Genomic DNA, 24013 nt, shown 5'->3' with positions numbered 1-24013 from the left:
ATAAGTAGCACAACTGCGCCAAGGCGCGCCGCCGCCTAATCGAAACCCAGCGGGCGCGGTTTTTCCACCGGCATGCCGGCAGCTAGCCAGGCATCAAAGCCCCCCGCAATCGACACTACATCCTGGTATCCCATTTCCTGCATGACCCGTGCCGCCAGCGCCGCCCGGCCACTGCTCTTGCAATACAGCAGCACCGTGCGGCCAACCTCGGCAAGCGCAGGGTCACCTGACAAACGGAACTCCAGCAAGCCACGCGGGATGTTCAGCGCGCCGGCCAGGTGTCCGGCGGCAAACTCCTCCGGCTCGCGCACATCCAGCAGCAGCGACTGGCCCGCCGCCAGCAGTTGTTGCGCTTGCGGCAACGAACATTCCTGGATCTGGGCCTTGGCTGCCGCCACCAGATCATGTGCCGTTTGCTTGAGCATTGCGTTCTCCTCGACTAATGGTGAAGTCACACCGGCAGACATTGCCAGCGTCTCCCAGCTTGTACATTATAGTTTTTTATATTATGTTTCAAGACATAGAAATTCGGCCAATGCCGACGGAGAGCATCGCCCATGTTCCGCACCAACCTGCTGCTCGCCAGCCTGCTGCTACTGCCCAGCGTCTACGCCGCACCACTGGCTACCCTCCTGTTGGGCGACAGTGCCAGCGCCCGGCAATACAGCACCCAGGGTGTGATCCAGTCGCAGCGCAGTGCGCAGCTGTCGGTGCCGGTGGCCGGCCGGCTGACCGCCCTCAACGTCCGCGCCGGACAGCAGGTAGCCACCGGGCAACTGCTGGCACAGGTGGATGGCGAAGCGGCGCAGCAGACTGCCGCCGCCAGCCAGGCGCAGATCGCTGCGGCCAACGCCCAGTTGGCGCAGGCACGCCGTGACTACCAGCGCAGCGCCAAACTCGCTGCCGAGCACTTTCTGAGCGGCGCGGCACTGGATCAGGCCCGAGCTCAGCTGCAAACCGCCGAAGCGCAGGCGCGGGCACAAATCGCCGCCGCCCGCGCCGCCGGCGCCCAGGCCGGGCTGTACCGCCTCACCGCGCCGTTTGCCGGCACCATCGCCCGCGTCAACGGCGACCAGGGCGCGCTGGCCATGCCGGGGCAGCCGATTGTCGAGCTGTACGACCCGAACGCGCTGCGCGTGGAGCTGCAGCTGCCGGCCAGCGCCTATGCCGCTATCCGCCAGGATGCCCCGGTGAGCCTGAGCTGGCGCGGCCAGGCGCTGCAAGTTGGCCGCGTCGAGTGGTTTCCGGCCACCGACGCCGGCAGCCAGACCCGCACCGTGCGCATCAACCTGGCGGCCGGCAGCAAACCAGCAGTGGGCGAGATGGCCAGCGCCAGCTTTGTTACCCGTGGCCAGCCTGACGTACGCCTGAGCGTGCCGGCCACTGCCGTCAGCCACCAGCGCGAATTCGATGCCGTCTACGTGGTGGATGCCGCCGGCAAACCCGGCCTGCGCTACGTACGACTGGGCACGCCGCAGGGCAATGCCTACCCGGTGCTGTCCGGCCTGAAGGCCGGCGAGCGCATTGCGGCCAACGCCGAACAGGCGGCAGCCCTGGCAATCTCTCGCGCAGGAGCACACTGATGCACGCTAGCGACAAGATGGGCATCGCCGGCCGGCTGGCGGCCTACTTCCAGCAGGCACGCATCACCCCGCTGATCGCACTGGTGGCGCTGCTGCTGGGCCTGTTCGCGGTGCTGGTGACACCGCGCGAGGAAGAGCCGCAGATCAACGTCACCATGGCCAATGTGCTGATCCCCTTCCCCGGCGCCAGCGCCGACAGCGTGGAAAGCCTGGTAGCCCAGCCGGCGGAGCAGGTGCTGGGCCAGATCGACGGCGTGGACCACGTCTACAGCGTGTCGCGCCCCGGCATGGCGGTGATTACCGTGCAGTACAAGGTAGGCGTGCCGCGCATCGATGCGCTGGTGCGCCTCTATGACACCGTAAACAGCAATGCCGACTGGCTGCCGCCGGGCCTGGGCGTGGGCCAGCCGCTGATCAAGCCCAAGGGCATCGACGATGTGCCCATCGTCACCTTTACCCTGCACAGCCGCGACAACAGCCTGGGCAGCTTTGATCTGGAGCGCATCGCCCACGCGCTGGAAGGCGAACTCAAGCGCGTGCCCGGCACCCGTGAGGTGAGCACCATCGGCGGCCCCGGCCAGGCCATCAACGTGAGCCTGCAGCCGCAAAGGTTGGCCGCCACCGGCCTGACCGTGGACGACCTGCGCCGCGCGCTGGCCGGCGCCAATTTCGCGCTGCCGCTGGGCCAGCTGGTGGACCAGCGTGCCATCACGCTGGAGGCCGGCCCCTTCCTGCAGAATGCGCAGCAGGTGGCCGAGCTGATCGTGGCAGTGCGTGGCGGCAAGCCGGTATACCTGCGCGATGTCGCCGAGGTCAGCGCTGGCGCGCAGCAGCCGTCGCGCTACGTGTGGTTTGGCGATGCCAGCGGCGAATCACCGGCGGTGACCATCAGCGTCACCAAGAAGGCCGGCCAGAACGCGGTGGATATCGCCAACGCGCTGGTGGCGCGCGTCGACCAGCTGCACGGCAGCATGCTGCCGGACAATGTCGAGGTCACCCTCAGCCGCAACTACGGCGCCACCGCCAACGACAAGGCACAGAAGCTGATCCAGAAACTGGCCTTCGCCACCGCCTCGGTGGTGGCGCTGGTGATGCTGGCGCTGGGCCGCCGCGAGGCAGCCATCGTTGGCGTGGCGGTGATCCTGACGCTGACCGCCACCCTGTTCGCCTCCTGGGCCTGGGGCTTCACCCTCAACCGCGTGTCGCTGTTCGCGCTGATCTTCTCCATCGGCATCCTGGTGGACGACGCCATCGTGGTGGTGGAGAACATCCACCGCCACCGCCAGCTGCACCCGGAAACCAGCCTGGGCGAGCTGATTCCGCGCGCGGTGGACGAAGTGGGCGGCCCCACCATCCTGGCCACGCTGACGGTGATTGCCGCGCTGCTGCCGATGGCCTTCGTTTCCGGCCTGATGGGGCCGTACATGAGCCCGATCCCGATCAATGCCTCCATGGGCATGCTGATCTCGCTAGCCATCGCCTTCATCCTCACCCCGTGGCTGTCGCGACTGTGGCTGGCCAAGACCCACCAGCAGCACGACGGCCTGGCCGCAAAGCTGCAGCCGCTGGCCGGCAAGGTGTTCGCGCCGTTCCTGCACCCGCAACGCGGCGGCCGCGCGCGCGCGCTGCTGTGGTTCGGCGTAGCCGGCATGGTGCTGCTGTCGCTGGCATTGCCGGTGGCCAAGCTGGTAGTGCTGAAGATGCTGCCGTTCGATAACAAGTCCGAACTGCAGCTGGTGGTGGACATGCCGGCCGGCAGCCCGCTGGAAGACACTGCCGCGCTGATGCAGAACATGGGTGCGTGGCTGGGCAAGCAGCCGGAAGTGGTCAACTACCAGGCCTATGCCGGCACCGCCGCGCCGATCAACTTCAACGGTCTGGTGCGCCAGTACTACCTGCGCAGTGGCTATGAAAGCGGCGACATGCTGATCAACCTGCTGGACAAACACCAGCGCAGCGAATCCAGCCACCGCATCGCACTGCGTTATCGCCCGGCACTCACCGAGATCGCCCGTCGCTACGGTGCGCGCATCAAGCTGGTGGAAGTGCCGCCCGGCCCGCCGGTGATGGCGCCTATCGTGGCCGAGGTCTACGGCCCGTCCGCCGCCGGCCGCGCCAGCGTGGCACAGCAGCTGGAGGCCGTATTCAAGCGCAGCAGCCATATTGTGGATGTGGACAGCAGCGTGCAGCCGCAAGGCCCGAAAACCGTGCTGCAGATCGACCGCGAAAAAGCCATGCAGCGCGGCGTGCCGCAGGCGGCCATCGTCAGCACCCTGGCCGCAGGCCTGGGCGGCGACAACGCCACCTGGCTGCACGACAACAGCAAGTACCCGGTGCCGGTGCAGTTGCGCCTGCCGCTGGCGGCACAGGCCAATACCGACGCGCTGCTGGCACTGCCGGTGCGTGCCGGCGACGGCAGCGTGCTGCCGCTGTCCGAGCTGGTGCGCGCGGTGCCGGCCGAGGTGGAGCGCGCCCGCATGCGCAAGGACGGCGTGGCGGTGGACTACGTGGTGGGCGACATGGCCGGCGGCGAGGACAGTCCGCTGTACGGCATGTTCGCGATGCGCGGCCAGCTGGCCAGCATCAAGACCGCCAACCTGCAGCCGCTGGGCGAGTATTTCATCCACCAGCCGCAGGACACCCAACGCCAGTACGCCATCAAGTGGGACGGCGAATGGCAGATCACCTATGAAACCTTCCGCGACATGGGCGCCGCCTATGCGGTGGGCCTGGTACTGATCTACCTGCTGGTGGTGGCGCACTTCGGCTCCTACCTGATGCCGCTGATCATCATGGCGCCAATTCCGCTGACCCTGGTGGGGGTGATGCCCGGCCATGCGCTGCTGGGTGCGCCGTTCACCGCCACCAGCATGATCGGCATGATCGCGCTAGCCGGCATCATCGTGCGCAACTCCATCCTGCTGGTGGACTTCATCCGCCTGGAGGTGGCCGGCGGCATGGATTTCGCCACCGCCGTGGTGCGCTCCGCCGCCACCCGCGCGCAGCCGATCGCCTTGACCGGGCTGGCAGCGATGATAGGTGCGCTGTTCATCCTCGACGACCCGATCTTCAACGGTCTGGCCATCTCGCTGATCTTCGGCATTCTGGTCTCCACCCTGCTGACGCTGGTGGTGATCCCGCTGCTGTACTACATCGCCTTCCGTGGCCAGGCCGCGGACACACCACACTGAAAGGAAATCACCATGACCATCGAACGCGCCATCCGCTTTTTTGCCGGCCTGATGATCCTGCTGTCGCTGGCGCTGGGCGCCGAGGCTAGCCCGCTGTTCGTCAGCAAGAACTGGCTGTGGCTGACCGCCTTTGTCGGCGCCAACCTGTTCCAGTTCTCGCTCACCAATTTCTGCCCGCTGGCCATCCTGCTGCAAAAGCTGGGTGTGCCGGAACAGGCCAGCTGCACGGCCAGCAACTGACCTCCCCTCATTCCCCTGGAGCAAAACACCACCATGCTGCAATGGCTGACACGCCTGTTCTCCCCCGCCGCGCCGCCCAGCCTGCCGGTTGGCACCCTGCTGCTCGACGTGCGCGAGCCGCCGGAATACGCCGCCGGCCACGCGCCGGGCGCCATCAACATCCCGCTGGCACAGCTTGGCAGCCAGATCGGCCGCCTGCGGGCCAGCCAGCCGCCGGCACTGGTGCTGTACTGCGCCAGCGGCATGCGCAGCGCCGCCGCCTGCCGCCAGCTGCAACAGGCCGGCTTTGCGCAGGTCCACAACGCCCGCACCCGGCAGCAAGCAGCAGCCTGGCTGGCACAGCCGGCACCATGATCGCGTAGCCCGCTAGCCACACCGCCACTGCCGATGCGATCAAGGTTGGCCGCAGCAGGCCATGCGGCCAACCTTGGCGCATGAAAAAAGGCACCGTCTCTCGACGGTGCCTTTTGCTTACTGCACTACGCGTGGCTTACAGGCCGAACGGGTGACGCAGTACGATGGTTTCTTCGCGGTCCGGGCCGGTGGAAACGATGTCTACCGGGGCGCCGCATACTTCGGCGATACGGGTCAGGTAAGCCTGGGCATTGGCCGGCAGGTCTTCCCAACGCTTAACGCCCACGCTGGATTCGGTCCAGCCCGGCAGGGTTTCGTATACCGGTTCGCACTTGGTCACGGCATCGGAACCGAACGGCAGGATGTCGACCAGCTTGCCATCCAGCATGTAGCCGGTACACAGCTTGATCTCTTCCAGGCCATCCATCACGTCCAGCTTCATCACGCACAGGCCGGACACGCCATTGATCTGGATGGAGCGCTTCAGCGCGGCGGCATCGAACCAGCCACAGCGACGCGGGCGACCGGTCACGGAGCCGAACTCGTTGCCCTGTTTGGCCAGGAAGGCGCCGACCTCGTTGTCCTGCTCAGTCGGGAACGGGCCGGAACCCACGCGGGTGCAGTAACCCTTCACGATGCCCAGCACGTAGTTGAGCATCTGCGGCGGTACACCGGCGCCCGGTGCCGCAGCACCGGCCACGCAGTTGGACGAGGTCACGAACGGGTAGGTGCCGTGGTCGATGTCCAGCAGGGTGCCCTGGGCGCCTTCGAACAGGATCGGGGTGCCGGCCTTGTCCATGTCGTACAGGGTGCGGGATACGTCGGCCACCATCGGCTTGATGCGCTCAGCCTGCTTCATGGTATCGGCCAGGATGGTGTCGTAGCTTACCGGCTCGGCCTTGAGCAGATTGGTCAGCAGGAAGTTGTAGTAGTCTACGTTTTCCTTCAGCTTGGCCGCGAAGCGTTCCGGGTTGAACAGGTCGATCACCTTCAGCGCGCGACGGGCTACCTTGTCTTCGTAGCACGGGCCGATGCCGCGACCGGTGGTGCCGATCTTGCCGGCGCCCAGCGCGGCTTCGCGCGCCTGGTCCAGAGCCACGTGGTACGGCAGGATCAGCGGGCAGCCTTCAGCGATCTTCAGGCGGGCCGAGGCGTTGACGCCAGCGGCTTCCAGTTCGTCGATTTCCTTCAGCAGCGCTTCCGGCGACAGCACCACACCGTTGCCGATGAAGCACTCCACGCCTTCACGCAGGATGCCGGACGGTACCAGGCGCAGAACGGTTTTCTTGCCGTTGACCCACAGGGTGTGGCCGGCGTTGTGACCGCCCTGGAAGCGCACTACGGCACGCGCGTGGTCGGTCAGCCAGTCAACGATCTTGCCCTTGCCTTCGTCACCCCACTGGGTACCGATCACCACGACATTCTTGGACATTGGAAAAAACCTCTTCTGTTTCAAGTTCAAATTATTTGAAAGGGACCAGCTGCCACTCACCGGCGACAACCTGCAGTTCGCGGTCGCAGTTGAGTGCATCGGCTGATTCGCCCAGGTAATCAATGATCACGCGTTCGCCGGCGGCGCGCAGTTCGGCCACCTTGGCGGCGGCTTGCGGCAGCAGGCGCGCGGCCAGCTTGATGCCTTGCGCGCTGTCGCGCTGCGGCAGGATGCGCACCAGATCGCGCAGATCCAGGCTGAAACCGGTGGCCGGACGGGCGCGGCCGAAGCGGCGGCCAACGTTGTCGTAGCGGCCGCCACGCGCCAGCGCCTCGGACCAGCCCGGAGCGTAAGCGGCAAACATCAGGCCGGTGTGGTAGGCATCGCCGCGCAGTTCGGCCAGATCGAAGCTCACCTGCACACGGTCGCCTACGGCGGCGGCAATGGCGGACAGCTGCATCAGCGCCAGTTCGATTTCCGGCAGCGATGGCAAGCGGTTGCGCGCCTTTTCCAGCACACTGGCCGGGCCATACAGCTCCGGCAATGCCAGGAAGGCACTGCGATACGGCTCGGCGACACCGGCGACCAGCTCGGCGGCGGTGGCCACATCCTTGGCCTGCAGTGCGGCAAACAGCTCCTGGCGCACATCGGCGGCCAGCCCGGCAGCAGCGGCCAGGCCGCGGAAGATACCGATGTGACCGACGTCGAGACGAAGGTTGTTCACCCCGACCTGGGCCAGCGCATCCAGCATCAGGCCGATGATTTCCACGTCGGCCTCGATGCCGGCGTAGCCGTACAGCTCGGCCCCCACCTGCAGCGGCTCGCGCGAGCTCATCAGGCCGGACGGACGGGCGTGCACCACGCTGCCGGCGTAGCACAGGCGGGTAACGCCGGTACGCGACGACAGCAGGTGCGCGTCGATACGCGCTACCTGGGGGGTAATGTCGGCCCGCAGGCCGAGCTGACGGCCGGACAGATGGTCATCCAGCTTGTAGGTTTTCAGATCCAGCGTGGCGTCGTCGTCGGACACCAGCGCGTCGGCGTACTCCACCAGCGGCGGCAGTACGAGTTCGTAGCCGGACACGCGGAACAGCTCCAGCATCGCTGCCTTGGCGGTTTCCACCTGGCGCGCGGTTGCCGGCAGGATGTCGGCGATATGTTCGGGTAACAGCCAGTTGCGCATTTTGCCTTACACACAAGAAAAGGCGGGACTCAGGATCCCGCCTTGTTATTCAGCAGCGCGGCCTGCGGCCAACGTGCCTAAATGTCAGCCCAAATTGTATCAGCGTGAACCCGGTTGCGCACGCTTGAAATACTTGAAGAAATCCGAACTGGGGTCGAGCACCATCACGTCGCTCTTGTTGCGGAAGGTCTGCTTGTAGGCCTCCATGCTGCGCCAGAAGGCGTAGAACTCCGGGTTCTTGCCGTAGGCCTGGGCATAGATCACCGCCGCCTTGGCATCGCCCTCGCCCTTCAGCTGCTGGGCTTTCTTGTAGGCTTCCGCCAGCACCACTTCGCGCTGACGGTCGGCATCAGCGCGGATGCGCTCAGCCTCGGCCGAGCCCTCGCTGCGCAGCTGGTTGGCCACGGTACGGCGCTCGGAATTCATGCGCTCGAATACCGAATCGCTGATCTTTTCCGGGAAATCCACGCGCTTGAGGCGGACATCGAGAATGGCCACGCCAATCTTCTTCGCTTCGCCATCGGCCCGCTTGCGTACGATTTCCATGACTTCATCGCGCTTGCCGGAAATCACGTCCGCCACGGTTTTCTGGCCGAACTCGGCACGCAGGCCATCGTTGATGGTCTGGCGCAGACGCTGTACCGCCACGGTATCGTTACCGCCCACGCTCTTGTAGAAGCGCTCGACATCGATCACGCGCCATTTGACGAAACTGTCCACCAGCACGTTTTTCTTTTCGCGGGTGTTGAACAGCTCCGGCGCTTCCGGATCAATGGTCTGAATGCGCTGGTCGAAGTAGCGCACGTTCTGCATCAGCGGAATTTTGAAGTGGATGCCCGGCTGCTTGATGACGCTGACGACTTCGCCAAACTGGAACACCATGGCGAACTGACGCTGATCAACGGTAAACAGCGAACCGGCCGCAAGCAGCAGGGCCGCGGCGATGGCAATAATGACGGGAAACATGCGTTCCATCTGTTTATCCTCTTAGCGGCCGCGAATGACTTCGCGTTCGGTGTGCGCTCTAGGCGCCTGGGCGGGCTGACTGTCGCTCTGCGGAATAGCCGGGGCTTTCGGCTCGGCGGCACGTTCCGGGCCGGCCTGCTGCATCAGCTTGTCCAGCGGCAGGTACAGCAGGTTATTGCCGGCCTTCTGATCGACATACACCTTGCTGCTGTTGCTCAGCACCTGCTGCATCATGTCCAGATACAGGCGGTCACGCATCACCTTGGGGGCCTTGCTGTACTCGGCCAGCACGCTCTGGAAGCGCGCGGCATCGCCCTCGGCGGTAGAAACCACTTTCTGCTGATAGCCTTCGGCCTCGGCCAGTAGCCGCGATGCCAGACCCTGTGCCTTGGGCACCACGTCATTAGCGTAGGCCTGCCCTTCGTTGCGCAGCTTTTCCTTGTCCTGACCAGCTTTCACCGCGTCGTCGAAGGCGGCGATCACCGCTTCCGGCGGTTGCACATCATTGATGTTGACCTTGGCAACCCGTACGCCCATGCGATAGCGGTCCAGGATCTGCTGCATGATGCGCTGGGTTTCCGCCGCGATCTGGGTGCGGCCTTCGTTCAGGACGAAGTCCACCTTGTTGCGGCCAACTATTTCACGGATGGCGGTTTCCGCCGCCTGCTTCACCACGTCCTGCGCGTCTTCTTCCAGCGCCAGGTTGTTGAACAGGAAGTCACGCGCGTCCTTCACGTCGTACTGCACCGACAACTGCACATCAATGATGTTCTGGTCTTCGGTCAGCATCAGCGACTCTTCCTTCACCCGGTTCTTGGCGTTGCTGCGATAGCCGATTTCTACGCTGCGCAACTGGGTAAGGTTGACGATCTCGACTTGTTCGAACGGGTATGGCGCATGCCACTGTAAGCCGGACTCACTGGTGCGGCTGTAACTGCCCAGACGCAGCACCACGCCCTCTTCGCGGGCGTCCACCACATAGAAACCGCTGGCCAGCCACAAACCGCCCAGTACCAGCAGCAGACCGGCCGCACCGAAACGCATGCCACCGGTCATGCGCGGGCCGCCATTGCCGCCATTCGGCGTTTGGGGCTGGCGCGGCTTGCCCCCTAGCAGGCGCGATAGTTTTTCATTCAGTTGCCGGAAAATCTCATCCAAATCCGGCGGCCCGTCATTGGGGCCACGGTTGTTGTCATTCTGTGCCATAGGTGTCTTCTTGTTGAAAGTGCGTTGCTGTCGTTCCCGACACGCGTTCGGCAATGGCCTCCCGCAGGAGTTCCAGACCGGCCCCGGTCAACGCCGATACGCGCACGCCGATAACGACACCATGTTCGTCGCGGATGATCTCCGGTGGCAGCTCGCGCAAATCGGTCTTGTTCCACACCAGGAGCTGCGGCACCTCGGCGGCATCGATCTCGTGCAGCACCTTGTTGACTTCTTCGACCTGCCGGTCGCGCATCTCGCTGGCCGAATCCACGACATGCAGCAGCAATTCGGCCGAGATGGTTTCTTCAAGCGTGGCGCGGAACGCCGCCACCAGCGAGTGAGGCAGATCACGGATGAAGCCGACTGTATCCGATAGCACGATCGACACCTCCGGATTGATATACAACCGGCGGCTGGTGGTATCCAGCGTGGCAAACAGCTGGTTGGCCGCGTAGATATTGGCCTTGGTCAGCGCGTTGAACAGCGTGGATTTACCGGCGTTGGTATAGCCGACAATGGATACCGAGGCCACCCCGGAGCGCGCGCGCCCCTTGCGCTGGGTCTTGCGCTGCTTCTGTACCGTGGCCAGGCGCTCTTTCAGCGCCTTGACGCGGATGCCCAGCAAGCGGCGGTCGGTTTCCAGCTGCGTTTCACCCGGGCCGCGCAGACCGATACCGCCCTTTTGCCGTTCCAGGTGGGTCCAGCCACGCACCAGCCGGGTAGCCATGTGCGACAGCTGCGCCAGCTCCACCTGCAGCTTGCCTTCATGGCTGCGTGCGCGCTGCGCAAAGATATCCAGAATCAGGCTGACCCGATCGACCACGCGGCATTGCATTTCCCGCTCCAGGTTGCGCTCCTGGATCGGCTTCAGGTCATGGTTGAAAATCACCACATTGGCCTCGGTGGCACGCACCATGGCCGCGATTTCCTCCACCTTGCCCTTGCCGGCAAACAAGGCGGCGTCCGGTCGTTGTCGCTTGCCGCGCACAATGCCACAGACGCCAACGCCGGCGCCCTTTACCAGTTCCACACACTCAGCAACGCCTTCTTCGTAGTCGGCTTCGCCAAAATCCAGACATACCAGTACTGCCTGGTCACCTAGGTCGGGACGGTCAAACACTCGGGGGACTTTCAAGAAATGGGGGCTGGCCGATCTGATGATCGACCAGCCCCCGAGATGAAGCAAAAGTTAGGCGTCCTGTGCTTCCGGCTTGGCAACGTGGTGCTCGTGCGGGATGCTTACCGGACGGGCCGGTACCACTGTGGAAATGGCATGTTTGTATACCATTTGAGTCACAGTATTTTTCAGCAGAACGACATACTGGTCAAAAGACTCGATCTGACCCTGCAGCTTGATACCGTTTACCAGGTAGATGGATACCGGCACGTGTTCCTTACGCAGGATGTTCAGAAACGGGTCTTGTAACATTTGCCCTTTGGCGCTCATTTTTTGTTCTCCAATTTCAAAGAGTTTCTGTAATTCGGTTCAAGCGGGCTGGTGCTAGCAGTCTTTGTAGCATAAAAAATTCCAGCCGACTATTTGAGGCCCTTATGGCGCATCAAACCTGGTTTGCCGCCTGTGGCTTCGACCTCAAACGGGTTGTCACTCGATTTGTACTGTACCCGCAGCGGCGTGCCTTGCAAATGAAAAGCCTTGCGGAACATGCCTTCCAGGTAGCGGGTGTAGCTTTCCGGAACCCGGTCCAGCGCATTGCCGTGAATCACGATGATCGGCGGGTTCATGCCACCCTGGTGCGCGTAGCGCAGCTTCGGACGCACGGTGCCTGCACGCGGCGGCTGCTGACGCTCGGTAGCCACCTGCAGAATGCGGGTCAGTTTTGGCGTCGGCAGCTTGCTCATCGCCGCCTTGTAGGCATCATCGATGGACTTGAACAGATCGCCTACCCCGCGGCCTTCCAGCGCCGAGATGTAATGGAACTTGGCAAAATCCAGAAAGCCCAGTTTGCGCAGGATATCCCGCTTGATGGTGTCTTTCTGCTGAAGTTCCAGGTCTTCCCATTTATTGACCGCAACCACCAGCGCACGGCCCGCTTCCAGCGCGAAGCCGGCGATGGTGGCATCCTGCTCGGAAATATCCAGCTGCGCATCCAGTACTAGCACCGCAACGTTGGCATCCTCGATCGCCTTCATGGTCTTGATCACCGAGAATTTCTCGATGGTTTCGTTGACCTTGCCACGACGACGCACGCCTGCGGTATCGATAATGGTGTATTTGCGGCCTTCGCGCTCAAAATCAATATAAATACTGTCGCGCGTAGTACCGGCCTGGTCGAAGGCGATCACGCGCTCTTCACCCAGGATGGCGTTCACCAGCGTGGACTTGCCCACGTTGGGTCGCCCAATAATGGCGAATTTCGGGTGATGGGTCTTGTCCTCTTCCTCGGCATCCGGGAAGTGTTCCAGCACCATTTCCACCATTTCGCGCACACCGTCACCATGCGAAGCGGAAATGGTGTACGGCTCACCGAGTGCCAGCTCGTGGAATTCGGCGGCGGCCATCGCGTGGTTGACGCCTTCGGCCTTATTCACCGCCAGGAATACCGGCTGCTTGGATTGGCGCAGACGGTTGGCAATGATCTTGTCCTGCGGCGTCAGGCCGGTACGGCCATCCACCAGGAACACGATGGCATCGGCCTCGTCCACGGCCTGCAGCGTCTGCCGCGCCATTTCGAACAGGATGCCCTCATCCACCACCGGCTCGAAGCCGCCGGTATCCACTACCAGGTACGGCTTGCTGCCGACACGGCCGTGACCATAGTGACGGTCGCGAGTCAGGCCCGGCTGGTCCGCCACCAGCGCATCACGCGAGCGGGTCAGCCGGTTGAACAGAGTTGATTTGCCCACATTGGGGCGGCCCACTAGGGCAATAGTTGGTTTCATCTTTTACAGCTTAGAGGGTCAGTGCAGCCAGCGTGCCGTTTTTGCCGTACACATAGGCGGTATCGCCCAGTACCAGCGGGCGACTCATGGTGCCGCTGACGTCAAGCCTGCTGCGGCCAACCGTGTGTCCATCAAGAGGCGAAAGCAGGTGTGCATAGCCTTCGCCGTCGAGCACCAGCAACTGGTTGCCCAGCTTCACCGGTGCGGTGACATTGCGATAGCGGAAACTGTCCTGTTTCCACAAGTTGCGCCCGGACTCAATGTCGAATGCCCAGATCGCGCCATCTTCTGCCGTCACGTATACGGCACTGGCATCCAGTGCCAGGCCACGGCTACTGCCGACATCGCGCGCCCAGGACAGTTGCCCGCCACGCGCCTCGAAGCAGGCGGTACGCCCCTGGAAGGCCACCGCGCACACGCGGCGACCGTCGAATACCGGCTGGCTGACCACGTCGGTCACACGTTCCAGTTCGCTGGCGCCACGCGGCGAGGCCACCGTGGCTTGCCACAACTGGCGCCCTTGCTCAACCGCGTACACAGAAATCTTGCCGCCGGTTTCACCGGACAACAGCACGTCATCGCCTTCGGTCTTGAGCTGCGGCGTGGTGGCCCGCACGGTCAGCGATGGCAGCGGCTGCCATTGCGTCCACAGTTGGCGGCCGCTGGCACGATCGAACGCCGTCATCCGGCCGTCGCCGGCACGTACCACCAGCAGCTTGCTGGCCAGCTGTGGCGGTTCTGCCAGCACGCTGGTCAGGTTCTGGTGCCAGATGACCTTGCCAGTTTTGCTGTCCACCGCCCGCAGCTCTCCGCTGCGGGTACCAACAAACAGCATGCCGTCAGCCGCGGCCAGGCCGGCGCTTAGCTCCAGCTTGAGATCCAGCGTCTGCATGGTACGTCCGGTCAGTGCCTCCAGCGCCTTGACCTCGCCATCCTCGCCCGCTACCCACAGCGTGCCGGCATCGTAAAACGGCGGAAACAGGCCAGTCTTGGCCTCCGGTACCGACACCTGCCACTTCACTCGCAGCGCCTGTTCCGGCTTGATGTCGGCCAGCGGCGTCGGTTGATAGGCATCTTCCCCGGTAAACCAGGAAGCGCAGCCAGACAGCAGCGGCAGGGCAATGGCAGTAGCAAGCAAGTAACGTTTCATGTCAGTTCCCCACGGAGTCCAGCTTGGTCTGGATAAAGTCGCGTGCTGGCGCATCAGGCGCCGCCTTGGCCAAAGCGGCCTTGTAGCTTTCGCGCGCACCGCTGATATCACCCCGCGCTACCAGCACATCGCCCTTCAGGTCGAGGAACTGGCTGTCAAAAGCCGCCGGACGTGGCTGGGACAGCTCGGCCAGAGCGGCATCGTATTGCTTTTCATCCAGCAGCACGGTGGCCAGACGCAGACGCGCCACGGCCATCACCACTTCGTCACCCTGCTGTGCCAGCACCCATTTCAGCTGCGCACGGGCAAAGCCTAGGTCATTGCGCTCGAAAGCCAGCTTGGCGGCCAGCAAGGCGGCGTTGGACGACAGCGCTGACGACGGGTAGTCACGCTGCAGCAGGGCAACGGTGGACTTGACCTGATCCAGCTTGGCCCCCTGCAGCTGGGTTTCCAGCTGGCTGTAGATCACGGCCGCCGCCTCGGCTTGGCTACGCTGGTAATACTGCCAGCCCTTGAAGCCGAGAAAACCCAGCGATACCGCCAGCACGGCGCCACCGATCAGTTTGCCCCACTGCGACCAGAACGCCTTCAGCGTGTCGATCTGTTCCTGTTCCTGCAAGTCGTAGGCCATGGCCTTCCCCTTATTCAGCCTTGAAGCGGGCAACCGTGGCAACCAGGTTGGCCGCAGCAACGGTTTCCTGTGCTAGCTCGGCGCGCAGCGGTTTCACCACTACCTGGCCGGCAGACACTTCGTTTTCGCCGATGATCAGCGCCACCACGGCGCCGCTGCCATCGGCTTTTTTCATTTGTGACTTGAAGCTGGCGTCGCCCATGTGCTGCACCACGCTCATGCCGGCCTGGCGCAATTGCTGTGCCAGCTGCATGGCGTAGGCGGTGGCGCCCTCGCCCTGATTGACGATGAAGGCATCCACGCTGCGGCGAGCCGGCAACAGGCCTTTTTCGGCCAACAGCAGCAGCACGCGCTCCATACCCATGCCAAAGCCGATACCCGGCGCCGGCTTGCCACCCAGCTGCTCGATCAGGCCATCGTAACGGCCACCGGCACACACCGTGCCCTGCGAGCCCAGCTCGGTGGTCACCCACTCGAACACCGACTGGTTGTAGTAGTCAAGACCGCGCACCAGGCGCGGGTTTTCCACGTAGGCGATGCCCAGCGCGCCGATCAACGCCTTCCAGCCCTCATAGTGCTGGCGCGACGCTTCACCCAGATAATCGCTCAGCCGCGGGGCAGCATCCGCCATGGCCTGCAGAGCCGGATTCTTGGTGTCCAGCACGCGCAGCGGGTTGCTGTACAGGCGGCGTTTGCCGTCTTCGTCGAGGATGTCGAGATGGGCTTCCAGATGCTGGATCAACGCCTCGCGGTGCGCGGCACGTTCTTCCTTGTTGCCCAGGGTATTGATTTCCAGACGCACGCTGTCCGCCAGCCCCAGACGACGCCACAGCTCGGCGGTCATGGCGATGATTTCGGCATCGATGTCCGGGCCATGCATACCCAGCGCTTCCACCCCGATCTGGTGGAACTGACGATAGCGCCCCTTCTGCGGGCGCTCATGGCGGAACATCGGGCCCATGTACCACAGCTTCTGCGTGGTGTTGTACAGCAGGTTGTGTTCCACCACCGCACGCAGAGTGCCGGCGGTACCTTCCGGGCGCATGGTCAACGGCTCGTTGTTGAGGCCGTCGGTAAAGGAATACATTTCCTTTTCGACGATATCGGTCACTTCGCCGATCGAGCGCACGAACAGTGGCGTGCTTTCCACGATGGGGGTGCGGATGTTCTGGTAACCGTAATCGTGCAGCCAGCCACGCAGTACCGTTTCAAAGTATTCCCACTGATGCGACTCTGCGGGCAGCACATCATTCATGCCGCGAATCGCTTGTATTTTTTGTGCCATTACTCGTTCCGGAAACAGTCAGATTCTTTACAGGTTGGCCGCTGTCACAGCGACTTGATCGGAATGGTGCGGCTCACCAGCTCGCGACGCTTGGCACCGCCTTCGCCGTAGCGGGTCAACACATAGTTGTCGACAATGGCCTTGAACTCGGCGGCGATATTGTCACCCTTCAGCGTGACATCCTTGTGGCCATCGACATATACCGGCGCCACAGGTACCTCGCCGGTGCCCGGCAGGCTGATGCCGATGTCGGCCAGCTTGGATTCGCCCGGGCCGTTCACCACGCAGCCCATCACTGCCACTTTCATGTCTTCCACACCCGGATACTGCAGACGCCACACCGGCATCTGCTCGCGCAGGTAGCTCTGGATGCTGTCCGCCAGTTCCTGAAAGAAAGTACTGGTGGTGCGGCCACAGCCCGGACAGGCGGTGACCAGTGGCGTGAACGAACGCAGGCCCATGGTCTGCAGCAGTTCCTGCGCCACCACCACCTCCTTCGTACGCGCTTCGCCCGGTTGCGGGGTCAGCGAGATGCGGATGGTGTCACCGATGCCTTCCTGCAGCAGGATTGCCAGCGCGGCGCTGGAGGCGACGATGCCCTTACTGCCCATGCCGGCCTCGGTCAGGCCCAGGTGTAGCGGAAACTGGCAGCGACTACCCAGATCGCGGTACACGGTGATCAGGTCCTGTACGTTACTGACCTTGCACGACAGCAGGATGTGGTCGGCCGGCAGGCCCAGCTCCATCGCCTTGTCGGCGGACTCCAGCGCGGAGACGATCAGCGCCTCGCGCATCACCACCTCCAGCGGCTTGGGGTTGGCCGCATGGTTGTTGGCATCCAGCATGCGCGCCAGCAGCGCCTGGTCCAGGCTGCCCCAGTTCACGCCGATGCGCACCGGCTTGTCGTATTCGATGGCGGTACGGATCATGTAGGCGAACTTCTCGTCGCCCTTGGCGCCCTTGCCAACGTTGCCCGGATTGATGCGGTATTTCGCCAGCGCGCGGGCGCAATCCGGAAACTCTTTCAGCAGACGCTCACCGTTGAAATGGAAGTCGCCAACCAGCGGCACATCGCTGCCCATATCATCCAGCCGCTGGCGGATTTCCGCCACCCTGGCCGCTGCTTCCGGGCTGTTGACGGTAATACGCACCACCTCGGAACCGGCCTGCGCCAGCTCGTACACCTGCTGTGCGGTGGCCACGGCATCCGCGGTATCGGTATTGGTCATCGACTGCACCATTACCGGGTGCTGCGAACCGACCAGCACATGACCAATGGCAACCTGGTGGGTCGGGCGGCGTTTGCTTGTTGCGTCCATCACGATGTTCAATTGAGTTCGAGTTTGGCGGTGGTACCGCGAATCTTGCTCTTCAGGTCGACCGCAGTGCCCTCATAGGCCAGCTCGACCTGGGCAGCATTGCCGATGGTGAGCTTGAACGGCGGCACACCGGTCGCCTGCTTGTCGCTGCCAGCCGGCAGCAGGCCGTAAATCAGGCGCTTGCCACTGGCATCGGTCACCGTCACCCAGGACTCCTGGCGCGTGGTCAGACGCACGCTTTTTTCACCCGCGGCGGCGACAACCGGTGCCGATGCAGCACTCTTGGCCGGGGCCACTACCGGTGCCACCACAGCCGGCGCACTGGCCGGCAGCGGCGTGGCTTGTGCAGCACTGGCCTCGGCTTTCACCTCGGTCAACGGCACACTGCTCTCGGCAAGCGGCGCACTCGCCGTAGTCATTTCCAGCTGCAGGGCCTGCGGTTCGCTGCTAGGCGCGGGCTGCTGGCTGAATTGCCACCATCCCGCCGCACCACCGGCCAGCAACAGCGGCAACAACCAGAGCCAGCCCTTGCCACTGCCGGCTGGCTGCGCCTCTGCTGCGGCGGTCGCCAGCGGTGCCGGCTCCAGTTTTACCGGCGGAAACTGCGCGTCCAGCAGTGTCATCAGGCCACTGCTGTCCAGTTCCAGAAAACGCGCATAGTTACGTACAAAACCGCGGACGAAAGTCACACCGGGCAGACGGTCGAACTGACCGGCTTCGATGGCTTCCAGCTGACGCTGCGACAATTTGAGACGATCAACCACATCCAGCAGGCTGAGGCCTTGGGCCTCGCGTGCGGTGCGCAGTTGCTGACCAATCTGTTGGGCGGGAGACAAAGTCGAATCCTGAGGCTGCATGCTGAAATCAGTTTCCACTTAAGAGCTGTTGGGTTTCGGGACTATCCGGGAAGCGTTTTTTGAGCTGCGCCGACAAACGTTCACGCGTGCCATCGTCGTGCTTGAGCTTGGCCAGGCGCACCCCCAGCCACAGATCGGCCGCACTGCCACGGCGTTCATCGATACCGAGGCGTTGATAGTAGAACTCGGCCAGTTGCGCATTACCGCCGTTGAGCGCAAAACGCGCCAGTTCACGCAGGGCAGTCGGGTCATTCGGCACCCGCCGCAGCGTGGCCAGCAACAGCTGGTTGGCTTCGTCGGTACGCTGCATGCGCTCCAGACACAGCGCCTTGTTCACCATGGCGCTCTGTGGCGCGGCAAAGAAAGGATCGGCCAGCGCGCGATCGAACATCTGCAGGGCTTCGTCAAAACGGCCACGGCCACACAGGAAGTTGCCGTAGTTGTTGTTGACCTCGGGGTTGCGCGCATCGATGCGCAGCGCCTGCTGGAAAGCGGTATCGGCCTCTTTCTCCACCCCCAGCTGCGTCAGGATCAAGGCCTTGGCCAGGTAGCCGGACTGAAAGCTCGGATCGGTGGAAATGGCCAGCTCGGCGTTTTCCATGGCAACACGCATATTGCCGAACTTCATGTACTCAATGGCAAGCAAGGCACGCGTCTGCGCCAGTTCGCGCGCAGGCGCGGAGGCGGCAATGGCTGGCGTTGCGGCCAGCAGGCCCGCCAGTAACAAAGCAACGACGCGTGTCTTGATCATCAGGACCTTTCCTCGCTAATGCGTATCCACTTTTCCTGGCGCCGGGTCTTGTCCTGCACCTGGCCGGCAAGTTGGCCGCAGGCGGCATCGATATCGTCGCCACGGGTCTTGCGCACCGTCACCACAAAGCCGGCCTCCTGCAGAATCTCGCGGAAGGCGCGAATGGCATTATTGCTGGAACGCTCGTAGCCGGAATTCGGGAACGGGTTGAACGGAATCAGATTGAACTTGCACGGTACGTCACGTACCAGCGCGATAAGTTCACGCGCATGTTCCGGTCTGTCGTTGACCCCGTCAAGCATCACGTATTCAAAGGTAATGAAATCGCGCGGCGCCTTCACCAGGTAGCGCTGGCAGGCCGCCATCAGCTCCTTCAGCGGGTACTTCTTGTTCAGCGGCACGATTTCGTCGCGAATGCGGTCGTTGGAAGCATGCAGGCTGACGGCCAGCGCCACCGGGCAGGCCTCTTTCAGGCGGTCCATCTGCGGCACCATGCCAGAGGTGGACACCGTCACTCGGCGGCGGCTCAGGCCGTAGCCGTGATCGTCCAGCATGATCTGCAGCGCCGACACCACGTTATCGAAGTTGGCCAGCGGCTCGCCCATACCCATCATCACCACGTTGGAGACGACGCGCTCGTTGCGCGGGGTAACCCCCATCGCCTTGTTGGCCCACCACAGCTGGCCGATGATCTCGGCGGTGCTGAGGTTGCGGTTGAAGCCCTGACGGCCGGTGGAGCAGAAGGTGCACTCCAGCGCACAGCCCACTTGAGATGATATGCACAAGGTGCCGCGATCATCCTCGGGGATGAACACGGTCTCGACACCGTTGCCGGTGCCCACGTCCAGCAGCCACTTGCGGGTACCATCTTCCGACTCCTGCGACACCATCAGCTCCGGCACACCCACGATAGCGGTGTCGTGCAGCTTGGCACGCAGGCTTTTGGCGATGTCGGTCATGGCGTCAAAATCGGCTTCGCCCATCTGATGCATCCAGCGCATGATCTGCTTGGCACGAAACGGCTTTTCGCCCATGGCGGCAAAATGTTCGGTGAGCTGGGGGAGGTTGAAGTCGAGCAGGTTGGTCTTCATGGCAATACTCTGAATAAAGGCGGCCGCCAGAGGCGGCCGCCGGATACAGCTTAGCGTGCAGCGATTTCGGTGGCAGCGAAGAAATAGGCTACTTCGATAGCAGCGTTTTCCAGGCTGTCGGAACCGTGTACGGCGTTGGCGTCGATAGAATCGGCGAAATCGGCGCGAATGGTGCCGGCTTCAGCTTTCTTCGGGTCGGTAGCGCCCATCAGTTCGCGGTTCTTCAGCACGGCGTTTTCGCCTTCCAGTGCCTGGATCATCACCGGGCCGGAGATCATGAAGCTCACCAGGTCGTTGAAGAACGGACGTTCTTTGTGTACGGCGTAGAAGCCTTCGGCTTCGGCGCGGGACAGTTGCTTCAGTTTGGCAGCAACAATTTTCAGACCGGCGGATTCAAAACGGTCGTAGATCTTGCCGATAACGTTCTTGGCTACTGCGTCCGGCTTGATGATGGAAAGAGTACGTTCGATTGCCATATAAAATCTCCCTGTTTACAAGCGAAATGGTTACACTTGACAGGCTCACAATCGAGCCTGCGGGTCACCCAATTTTGAGGAACCCGTTATCTTACCAGCGTTCACCAGCCTTTGCTGCACTGAATTCAAGACGCGATGAAGCCCACGCCCAACGACCCCCAGCAGCACAGCGACCTCCCCTCCACCGGCCTGAGCCCGGAAATGCGCAAACGCCTTGCCATCGCCGGCGGCCTGGTTGCCGTGGCGCTGGCCGCCATTCCGGTGCTGGAATCGCTTAGCGGCGGCGAGAAAACCGCCCCGCCCAGCAGCAGTACGCCACTGAGTTCCGGCCGCATCGTCAGCAAGGAAGAGGCGGCATCGGCCCCCGCACTGGTGATTGCCCAGCTACCGGAGAGCAGCGCGCCGCTGGCCGCCAGCACTCCCGCCGTGGCCGCACCGCAGGCAGATGGCAGCCATCCCCCTGTCACCGGCAGCCCGGCCGCGCCACTGCCAGGCAGCCCACAAGCCGCCACCCCGGCACCACAGAACCATCCACCGTTGGCCGCAGCCGGCACGCCAGCCAAGCCTGCCGCCGCACCGCCACTGCCAGCGGCCAAGCCAACGCCGGCGCAGACGCACAGCACCGACAAGCACACGGCACCGCTCGCCGAAAGCATTGGCACCACGCCTGCCGGCAAGGGCGCCGTGACGCAAGCCACCGCAGCCAAACTGACCCCGTTGCCCGCCCCGGCCCGCATGCCAACCCTGGCACCCGGCAACAACCACCAGCCATCGCTGGGCTACCAGCTGCAACTCGGCCTGTTCAGCAGCCCGGGCAATGCCGAAAAGCTGGTATCCGACCTGAAAAAGCACGGCCTGAGCGCCCGCACCGAGACCCGCGTGCAACTGGGACCGTTCCGCACCCGCGCGGAAGCGGAAGAAGCCATGCAGCGCTTGCGCGAACTAGGCTACCAGCCACTGCTGGTCCCGCTCGGCACACAATAAGCCACCGTATGAAAGCACAAGGCCGCAGCATGCTGCGGCCTTGTCGTTTAGCGGAGCGCCAACTCAGGTCTCGATCACCCCGTCGCCGATCTTGAAGTTGTCCACCAGGTGCGGCAGCTGCAGATAGCTCTGCGACTGCATCTCGGTCAACCGGCTAGCGGTGCGGAAGAACTCGCTGGCCTGCACCCCGTCGGTATACACCTCCTCCGCCGGCACCGCGCTCGAGGCCACCAGCTTGACGCGGTGATCGTAGAACACATCCACCAGCCAGGTCAGCCGCCGGGCAATCGCCGCATCGCGCGCCTCCAGCTTCGGGATATCCGACACGAACACGGTGTGATATTCGCTGGCGATTTCCAGATAGTCGGTCTGCGCGCGCGGGCCGTCGCAGATGGCACGAAAATCGAACCAGATCACTCCCGGCGCATGGCGTTTGAGCGGAATCTCGCGCCCCAGCACCTCCAGCACATGCGGCAACTCTGGAGCCGCACCCGCCAGTCGCTCGAACATCACGGTCAAGCGCGCACTGGCATCGTCACCGCCCGGCACCAGGAACAGCGGCTCGCGCGTCAGCTCGCGCAGGCGGTAGTCATTGCCGCCATCGACGTTGATAACATCCAGATTGGCTTTCAACAGCGCGATGGTGGGCAGGAAGTTGCTGCGCATCAGGCCGTTGGGGTACAGCTCGTCCGGCGGGTAATTGGAGGTCATCACGCAGATCACGCCATGCTCGAACAGCGCGGTGAACAGCCGCCCCAGCATCATGGCGTCGGCGATGTCGCTGACGTGGAACTCGTCGAAGCACAACAGGCGCACGTCGCGGGCAATGCGCTCCGCCACCGTCTGCAGTGGATCGGCCTCGCTGGACAGTGTGCGCAGCTGCTTGTGGATCTCGGCCATGAAATGATGGAAATGCACGCGCCGTTTGCGGCGGTAGCCGACGCAGCTATAGAAGGCATCCATCAGGAAGCTCTTGCCGCGCCCCACCCCGCCCCAGAAATACAGGCCGCGCGGTATCGGCGGCTTGCGCAGGCTGCGCCCCAGGAAGCGGTTGCGTTTGTCCTTGAACTCCTGCAGCGCTTGCCACAGTTCATCCAGCCGCTCGATGGCGGCCGCCTGCGCGGCATCGTGAATGAAGCCCGGCTGCTGACTGGCAGCCTGATACCAGGATCGCGGGCTGAGTGAGCCGTCACTGGGCGGCGAGAATACGTGTTGGGACATGGTGTGTGCACATCAGGGTTGGCCGCATGCTGCGGCCAACGTTGATTCAGGAAAACAGGCCGGTGGACAGGTAACGGTCGCCACGGTCGCAGACGATGGAAACAATCACCGCGTTCTGCAACTGCTCGTTCAGGCGCAGCGCCACGGCCAGCGCACCACCGGACGACGGGCCGGCCAGGATGCCTTCCTCGCGCGCCAGGCGACGGGTAGTGTCTTCGGCAGTCTGCTGGTCGACCAGCAACAGTTCGTCGATGCGGGAGAAGTCGCAGATACTGGGCAGGTACTCGTCTTCCCACTTGCGGATGCCCGGAATCTGGCTGCCGGGCTGCGGCTGCACGCCGATCACGCGGATCGCCGGGTTCTGCTGCTTCAGGTAAGTACTGGTACCCATGATGGTGCCGGTGGTGCCCATACTGGACACGAAGTGCGTCACAGTGCCGGCGGTATCGCGCCAGATTTCCGGGCCAGTGCCCTCGATGTGCGCCAGCGGATTGTCCGGGTTGCCAAACTGGTCGAGGATGCGGCCAACCCCGGCCGCCTCCAGCCGCCGCGCTTCGTCGATGGCACCGGGCATGGACAACTCCTTCGACGTCAGGATCACCTCGGCGCCGTAGGCACGCATGGTATCCACCCGCTCCTGACTGGAGTTTTCCGGCATCACCAGAATCATCTTGTAGCCCATCATGGTGGCCGCCATCGCCAGCGCAATGCCGGTATTGCCACTGGTCGGCTCGATCAGGGTGTCGCCCGGCCGAATGGTGCCGCGCGCCTCGGCATGGCGGATCATCGACAGCGCCGGGCGGTCCTTCACCGAACCGGCCGGGTTATTGCCTTCCAGCTTCACCAGCAGCACGTTGCTGCTGTTGCCAGCCATGCGCTTGAGACGCACCAGCGGGGTATTGCCGACGAAGTCTTCCAGATACTTGAATTGGGGCAGGGTCATCACGCTCTCCTTGATGCGGCGCATTATACCGGCTTGCGCCGGGCTGTTCCGCACTGCGGCCAACCCTTATTCCCACCACCTGATAATTTTTCATAAAAAATCATGGTGTTAGCCAAAAAATCCGCTTTGGAATTTTGCAGCACTTGAATATAACCGGATGGTTGCACCCGGTACCACCGGCCACGTCACACCACCGTCAGCACAATAAAAAAGCGGCCACGCGGGCCGCTTTGTCAGTCGTCGGGACGA

At 63.2% G+C, this 24013-nt stretch carries 23 protein-coding genes; 5 read left to right on the top strand and 18 right to left on the bottom strand.

The window, feature by feature from the left end:
• Positions 1–35: 35 nt before the first annotated feature.
• On the bottom strand, positions 36–425 hold the full coding sequence (locus tag ABNW52_RS01345; RefSeq protein ID WP_349582965.1) for a rhodanese-like domain-containing protein: 390 nt from the start codon (positions 423–425) through the stop codon (positions 36–38).
• 132 nt (positions 426–557) lie between these two features.
• Here ABNW52_RS01345 and ABNW52_RS01340 point away from each other — a divergent pair, with 132 nt between their 5' ends.
• The 4 genes from ABNW52_RS01340 to ABNW52_RS01325 are packed head-to-tail and all read left to right on the top strand — an operon-like array spanning position 558 to position 5368.
• The gene (locus tag ABNW52_RS01340) at positions 558–1583 is read left to right on the top strand and encodes an efflux RND transporter periplasmic adaptor subunit (RefSeq protein WP_349582963.1); all 1026 of its coding nucleotides are present in this window, start codon (positions 558–560) and stop codon (positions 1581–1583) included.
• Positions 1583–4774: an efflux RND transporter permease subunit gene (locus ABNW52_RS01335; RefSeq protein WP_349582960.1), complete on the top strand. Its 3192-nt coding sequence runs from the start codon at positions 1583–1585 to the stop codon at positions 4772–4774. Before ABNW52_RS01340 ends, ABNW52_RS01335 begins: the two co-directional genes overlap by 1 nt.
• A 12-nt stretch (positions 4775–4786) precedes the next feature.
• Entirely contained in the window at positions 4787–5014 is a 228-nt protein-coding gene (locus ABNW52_RS01330; protein WP_349582957.1) for a YgaP family membrane protein, read from the top strand.
• A 33-nt stretch (positions 5015–5047) separates the two neighbouring features.
• Positions 5048–5368: a rhodanese-like domain-containing protein gene (locus ABNW52_RS01325; protein WP_349582954.1), complete on the top strand. Its 321-nt coding sequence runs from the start codon at positions 5048–5050 to the stop codon at positions 5366–5368.
• A 136-nt stretch (positions 5369–5504) separates the two neighbouring features.
• Here ABNW52_RS01325 and ABNW52_RS01320 read toward each other — a convergent pair whose 3' ends face one another.
• From ABNW52_RS01320 to ndk, 15 genes are all read right to left on the bottom strand, one after another.
• Positions 5505–6800, bottom strand: coding sequence for an adenylosuccinate synthase (locus tag ABNW52_RS01320; RefSeq protein WP_349582952.1), 1296 nt, complete (start codon positions 6798–6800; stop codon positions 5505–5507).
• Between the two features lie 31 nt (positions 6801–6831).
• Entirely contained in the window at positions 6832–7983 is a 1152-nt protein-coding gene (locus ABNW52_RS01315; protein WP_349582949.1) for an ATP phosphoribosyltransferase regulatory subunit, read from the bottom strand.
• A 99-nt stretch (positions 7984–8082) separates the two neighbouring features.
• A complete protein-coding gene (gene hflC, locus ABNW52_RS01310) occupies positions 8083–8958 on the bottom strand; it encodes a protease modulator HflC (RefSeq protein WP_349582947.1) in 876 nt (291 codons plus the stop codon).
• A 12-nt stretch (positions 8959–8970) separates the two neighbouring features.
• On the bottom strand, positions 8971–10155 hold the full coding sequence (gene hflK / locus ABNW52_RS01305; protein ID WP_349582944.1) for an FtsH protease activity modulator HflK: 1185 nt from the start codon (positions 10153–10155) through the stop codon (positions 8971–8973).
• A complete protein-coding gene (gene hflX, locus ABNW52_RS01300) occupies positions 10142–11275 on the bottom strand; it encodes a ribosome rescue GTPase HflX (RefSeq protein WP_349582941.1) in 1134 nt (377 codons plus the stop codon). The genes hflK and hflX overlap by 14 nt, the downstream gene beginning before the upstream one ends.
• A 69-nt stretch (positions 11276–11344) precedes the next feature.
• On the bottom strand, positions 11345–11602 hold the full coding sequence (gene hfq / locus ABNW52_RS01295; RefSeq protein WP_349582938.1) for an RNA chaperone Hfq: 258 nt from the start codon (positions 11600–11602) through the stop codon (positions 11345–11347).
• A gap of 89 nt (positions 11603–11691) precedes the next feature.
• Positions 11692–13056 carry a ribosome biogenesis GTPase Der gene (gene der, locus ABNW52_RS01290; protein ID WP_349582935.1) on the bottom strand — a complete coding sequence of 455 codons (1365 nt, stop codon included), beginning with the start codon at positions 13054–13056 and terminating at the stop codon, positions 11692–11694.
• Positions 13057–13066: 10 nt separating this feature from the next.
• Positions 13067–14206: an outer membrane protein assembly factor BamB gene (bamB, locus tag ABNW52_RS01285; protein ID WP_349582932.1), complete on the bottom strand. Its 1140-nt coding sequence runs from the start codon at positions 14204–14206 to the stop codon at positions 13067–13069.
• Position 14207: 1 nt separating this feature from the next.
• Positions 14208–14837: a YfgM family protein gene (locus ABNW52_RS01280; protein WP_349582929.1), complete on the bottom strand. Its 630-nt coding sequence runs from the start codon at positions 14835–14837 to the stop codon at positions 14208–14210.
• Positions 14838–14847: 10 nt separating this feature from the next.
• Positions 14848–16122 carry a histidine--tRNA ligase gene (gene hisS, locus ABNW52_RS01275; RefSeq protein WP_349582926.1) on the bottom strand — a complete coding sequence of 425 codons (1275 nt, stop codon included), beginning with the start codon at positions 16120–16122 and terminating at the stop codon, positions 14848–14850.
• Positions 16123–16166: 44 nt separating this feature from the next.
• Positions 16167–17441: a flavodoxin-dependent (E)-4-hydroxy-3-methylbut-2-enyl-diphosphate synthase gene (gene ispG, locus ABNW52_RS01270; RefSeq protein WP_349582923.1), complete on the bottom strand. Its 1275-nt coding sequence runs from the start codon at positions 17439–17441 to the stop codon at positions 16167–16169.
• An 8-nt stretch (positions 17442–17449) separates the two neighbouring features.
• Entirely contained in the window at positions 17450–18277 is an 828-nt protein-coding gene (locus ABNW52_RS01265; RefSeq protein ID WP_349582921.1) for a helix-turn-helix domain-containing protein, read from the bottom strand.
• Positions 18278–18305: 28 nt separating this feature from the next.
• Positions 18306–19049 (bottom strand): type IV pilus biogenesis/stability protein PilW, encoded by a 744-nt coding sequence (gene pilW / locus ABNW52_RS01260; protein WP_349582918.1) that lies wholly within the window; start codon positions 19047–19049, stop codon positions 18306–18308.
• Positions 19049–20140, bottom strand: a complete 1092-nt coding sequence (gene rlmN, locus ABNW52_RS01255; RefSeq protein WP_349582915.1) for a dual-specificity RNA methyltransferase RlmN — start codon at positions 20138–20140, stop codon at positions 19049–19051. The genes pilW and rlmN overlap by 1 nt, the downstream gene beginning before the upstream one ends.
• 50 nt (positions 20141–20190) lie before the next feature.
• Positions 20191–20616, bottom strand: coding sequence for a nucleoside-diphosphate kinase (ndk, locus tag ABNW52_RS01250; protein WP_174874670.1), 426 nt, complete (start codon positions 20614–20616; stop codon positions 20191–20193).
• Positions 20617–20751: 135 nt separating this feature from the next.
• Here ndk and ABNW52_RS01245 point away from each other — a divergent pair, with 135 nt between their 5' ends.
• The gene (locus ABNW52_RS01245) at positions 20752–21600 is read left to right on the top strand and encodes an SPOR domain-containing protein (RefSeq protein WP_349582912.1); all 849 of its coding nucleotides are present in this window, start codon (positions 20752–20754) and stop codon (positions 21598–21600) included.
• Positions 21601–21663: 63 nt separating this feature from the next.
• On the opposite strand, the gene zapE is transcribed toward ABNW52_RS01245, so the two are convergent.
• Together zapE and cysM are read right to left on the bottom strand one after the other, a co-directional pair.
• Positions 21664–22821, bottom strand: a complete 1158-nt coding sequence (gene zapE, locus ABNW52_RS01240; RefSeq protein WP_349582909.1) for a cell division protein ZapE — start codon at positions 22819–22821, stop codon at positions 21664–21666.
• 46 nt (positions 22822–22867) lie between these two features.
• Positions 22868–23764: a cysteine synthase CysM gene (gene cysM / locus ABNW52_RS01235; RefSeq protein ID WP_349582906.1), complete on the bottom strand. Its 897-nt coding sequence runs from the start codon at positions 23762–23764 to the stop codon at positions 22868–22870.
• Positions 23765–24013: the final 249 nt, after the last annotated feature.

It is taken from the genome of Vogesella oryzagri, from assembly GCF_040148885.1.
GTDB lineage: Bacteria > Pseudomonadota > Gammaproteobacteria > Burkholderiales > Chromobacteriaceae > Vogesella > Vogesella oryzagri.
The sequence above is the reverse complement of the archived record's forward strand: the minus strand, read 5'-3'. Positions and strand labels throughout refer to the sequence as shown.

What these genes read in the sequence shown, in the direction of transcription:
- ABNW52_RS01345 (WP_349582965.1), bottom strand. Translation starts at nt 425, where the DNA reads ATGCTCAAGCAAACGGCACATGATCTGGTGGCGGCAGCCAAGGCCCAG.
- ABNW52_RS01340 (WP_349582963.1), top strand. Translation starts at nt 558, where the DNA reads ATGTTCCGCACCAACCTGCTGCTCGCCAGCCTGCTGCTACTGCCCAGC.
- ABNW52_RS01335 (WP_349582960.1), top strand. Translation starts at nt 1,583, where the DNA reads ATGCACGCTAGCGACAAGATGGGCATCGCCGGCCGGCTGGCGGCCTAC.
- ABNW52_RS01330 (WP_349582957.1), top strand. Translation starts at nt 4,787, where the DNA reads ATGACCATCGAACGCGCCATCCGCTTTTTTGCCGGCCTGATGATCCTG.
- ABNW52_RS01325 (WP_349582954.1), top strand. Translation starts at nt 5,048, where the DNA reads ATGCTGCAATGGCTGACACGCCTGTTCTCCCCCGCCGCGCCGCCCAGC.
- ABNW52_RS01320 (WP_349582952.1), bottom strand. Translation starts at nt 6,800, where the DNA reads ATGTCCAAGAATGTCGTGGTGATCGGTACCCAGTGGGGTGACGAAGGC.
- ABNW52_RS01315 (WP_349582949.1), bottom strand. Translation starts at nt 7,983, where the DNA reads ATGCGCAACTGGCTGTTACCCGAACATATCGCCGACATCCTGCCGGCA.
- hflC (WP_349582947.1), bottom strand. Translation starts at nt 8,958, where the DNA reads ATGGAACGCATGTTTCCCGTCATTATTGCCATCGCCGCGGCCCTGCTG.
- hflK (WP_349582944.1), bottom strand. Translation starts at nt 10,155, where the DNA reads ATGGCACAGAATGACAACAACCGTGGCCCCAATGACGGGCCGCCGGAT.
- hfq (WP_349582938.1), bottom strand. Translation starts at nt 11,602, where the DNA reads ATGAGCGCCAAAGGGCAAATGTTACAAGACCCGTTTCTGAACATCCTG.
- der (WP_349582935.1), bottom strand. Translation starts at nt 13,056, where the DNA reads ATGAAACCAACTATTGCCCTAGTGGGCCGCCCCAATGTGGGCAAATCA.
- bamB (WP_349582932.1), bottom strand. Translation starts at nt 14,206, where the DNA reads ATGAAACGTTACTTGCTTGCTACTGCCATTGCCCTGCCGCTGCTGTCT.
- ABNW52_RS01280 (WP_349582929.1), bottom strand. Translation starts at nt 14,837, where the DNA reads ATGGCCTACGACTTGCAGGAACAGGAACAGATCGACACGCTGAAGGCG.
- hisS (WP_349582926.1), bottom strand. Translation starts at nt 16,122, where the DNA reads ATGGCACAAAAAATACAAGCGATTCGCGGCATGAATGATGTGCTGCCC.
- ispG (WP_349582923.1), bottom strand. Translation starts at nt 17,441, where the DNA reads ATGGACGCAACAAGCAAACGCCGCCCGACCCACCAGGTTGCCATTGGT.
- pilW (WP_349582918.1), bottom strand. Translation starts at nt 19,049, where the DNA reads ATGATCAAGACACGCGTCGTTGCTTTGTTACTGGCGGGCCTGCTGGCC.
- rlmN (WP_349582915.1), bottom strand. Translation starts at nt 20,140, where the DNA reads ATGAAGACCAACCTGCTCGACTTCAACCTCCCCCAGCTCACCGAACAT.
- ndk (WP_174874670.1), bottom strand. Translation starts at nt 20,616, where the DNA reads ATGGCAATCGAACGTACTCTTTCCATCATCAAGCCGGACGCAGTAGCC.
- ABNW52_RS01245 (WP_349582912.1), top strand. Translation starts at nt 20,752, where the DNA reads ATGAAGCCCACGCCCAACGACCCCCAGCAGCACAGCGACCTCCCCTCC.
- zapE (WP_349582909.1), bottom strand. Translation starts at nt 22,821, where the DNA reads ATGTCCCAACACGTATTCTCGCCGCCCAGTGACGGCTCACTCAGCCCG.
- cysM (WP_349582906.1), bottom strand. Translation starts at nt 23,764, where the DNA reads ATGACCCTGCCCCAATTCAAGTATCTGGAAGACTTCGTCGGCAATACC.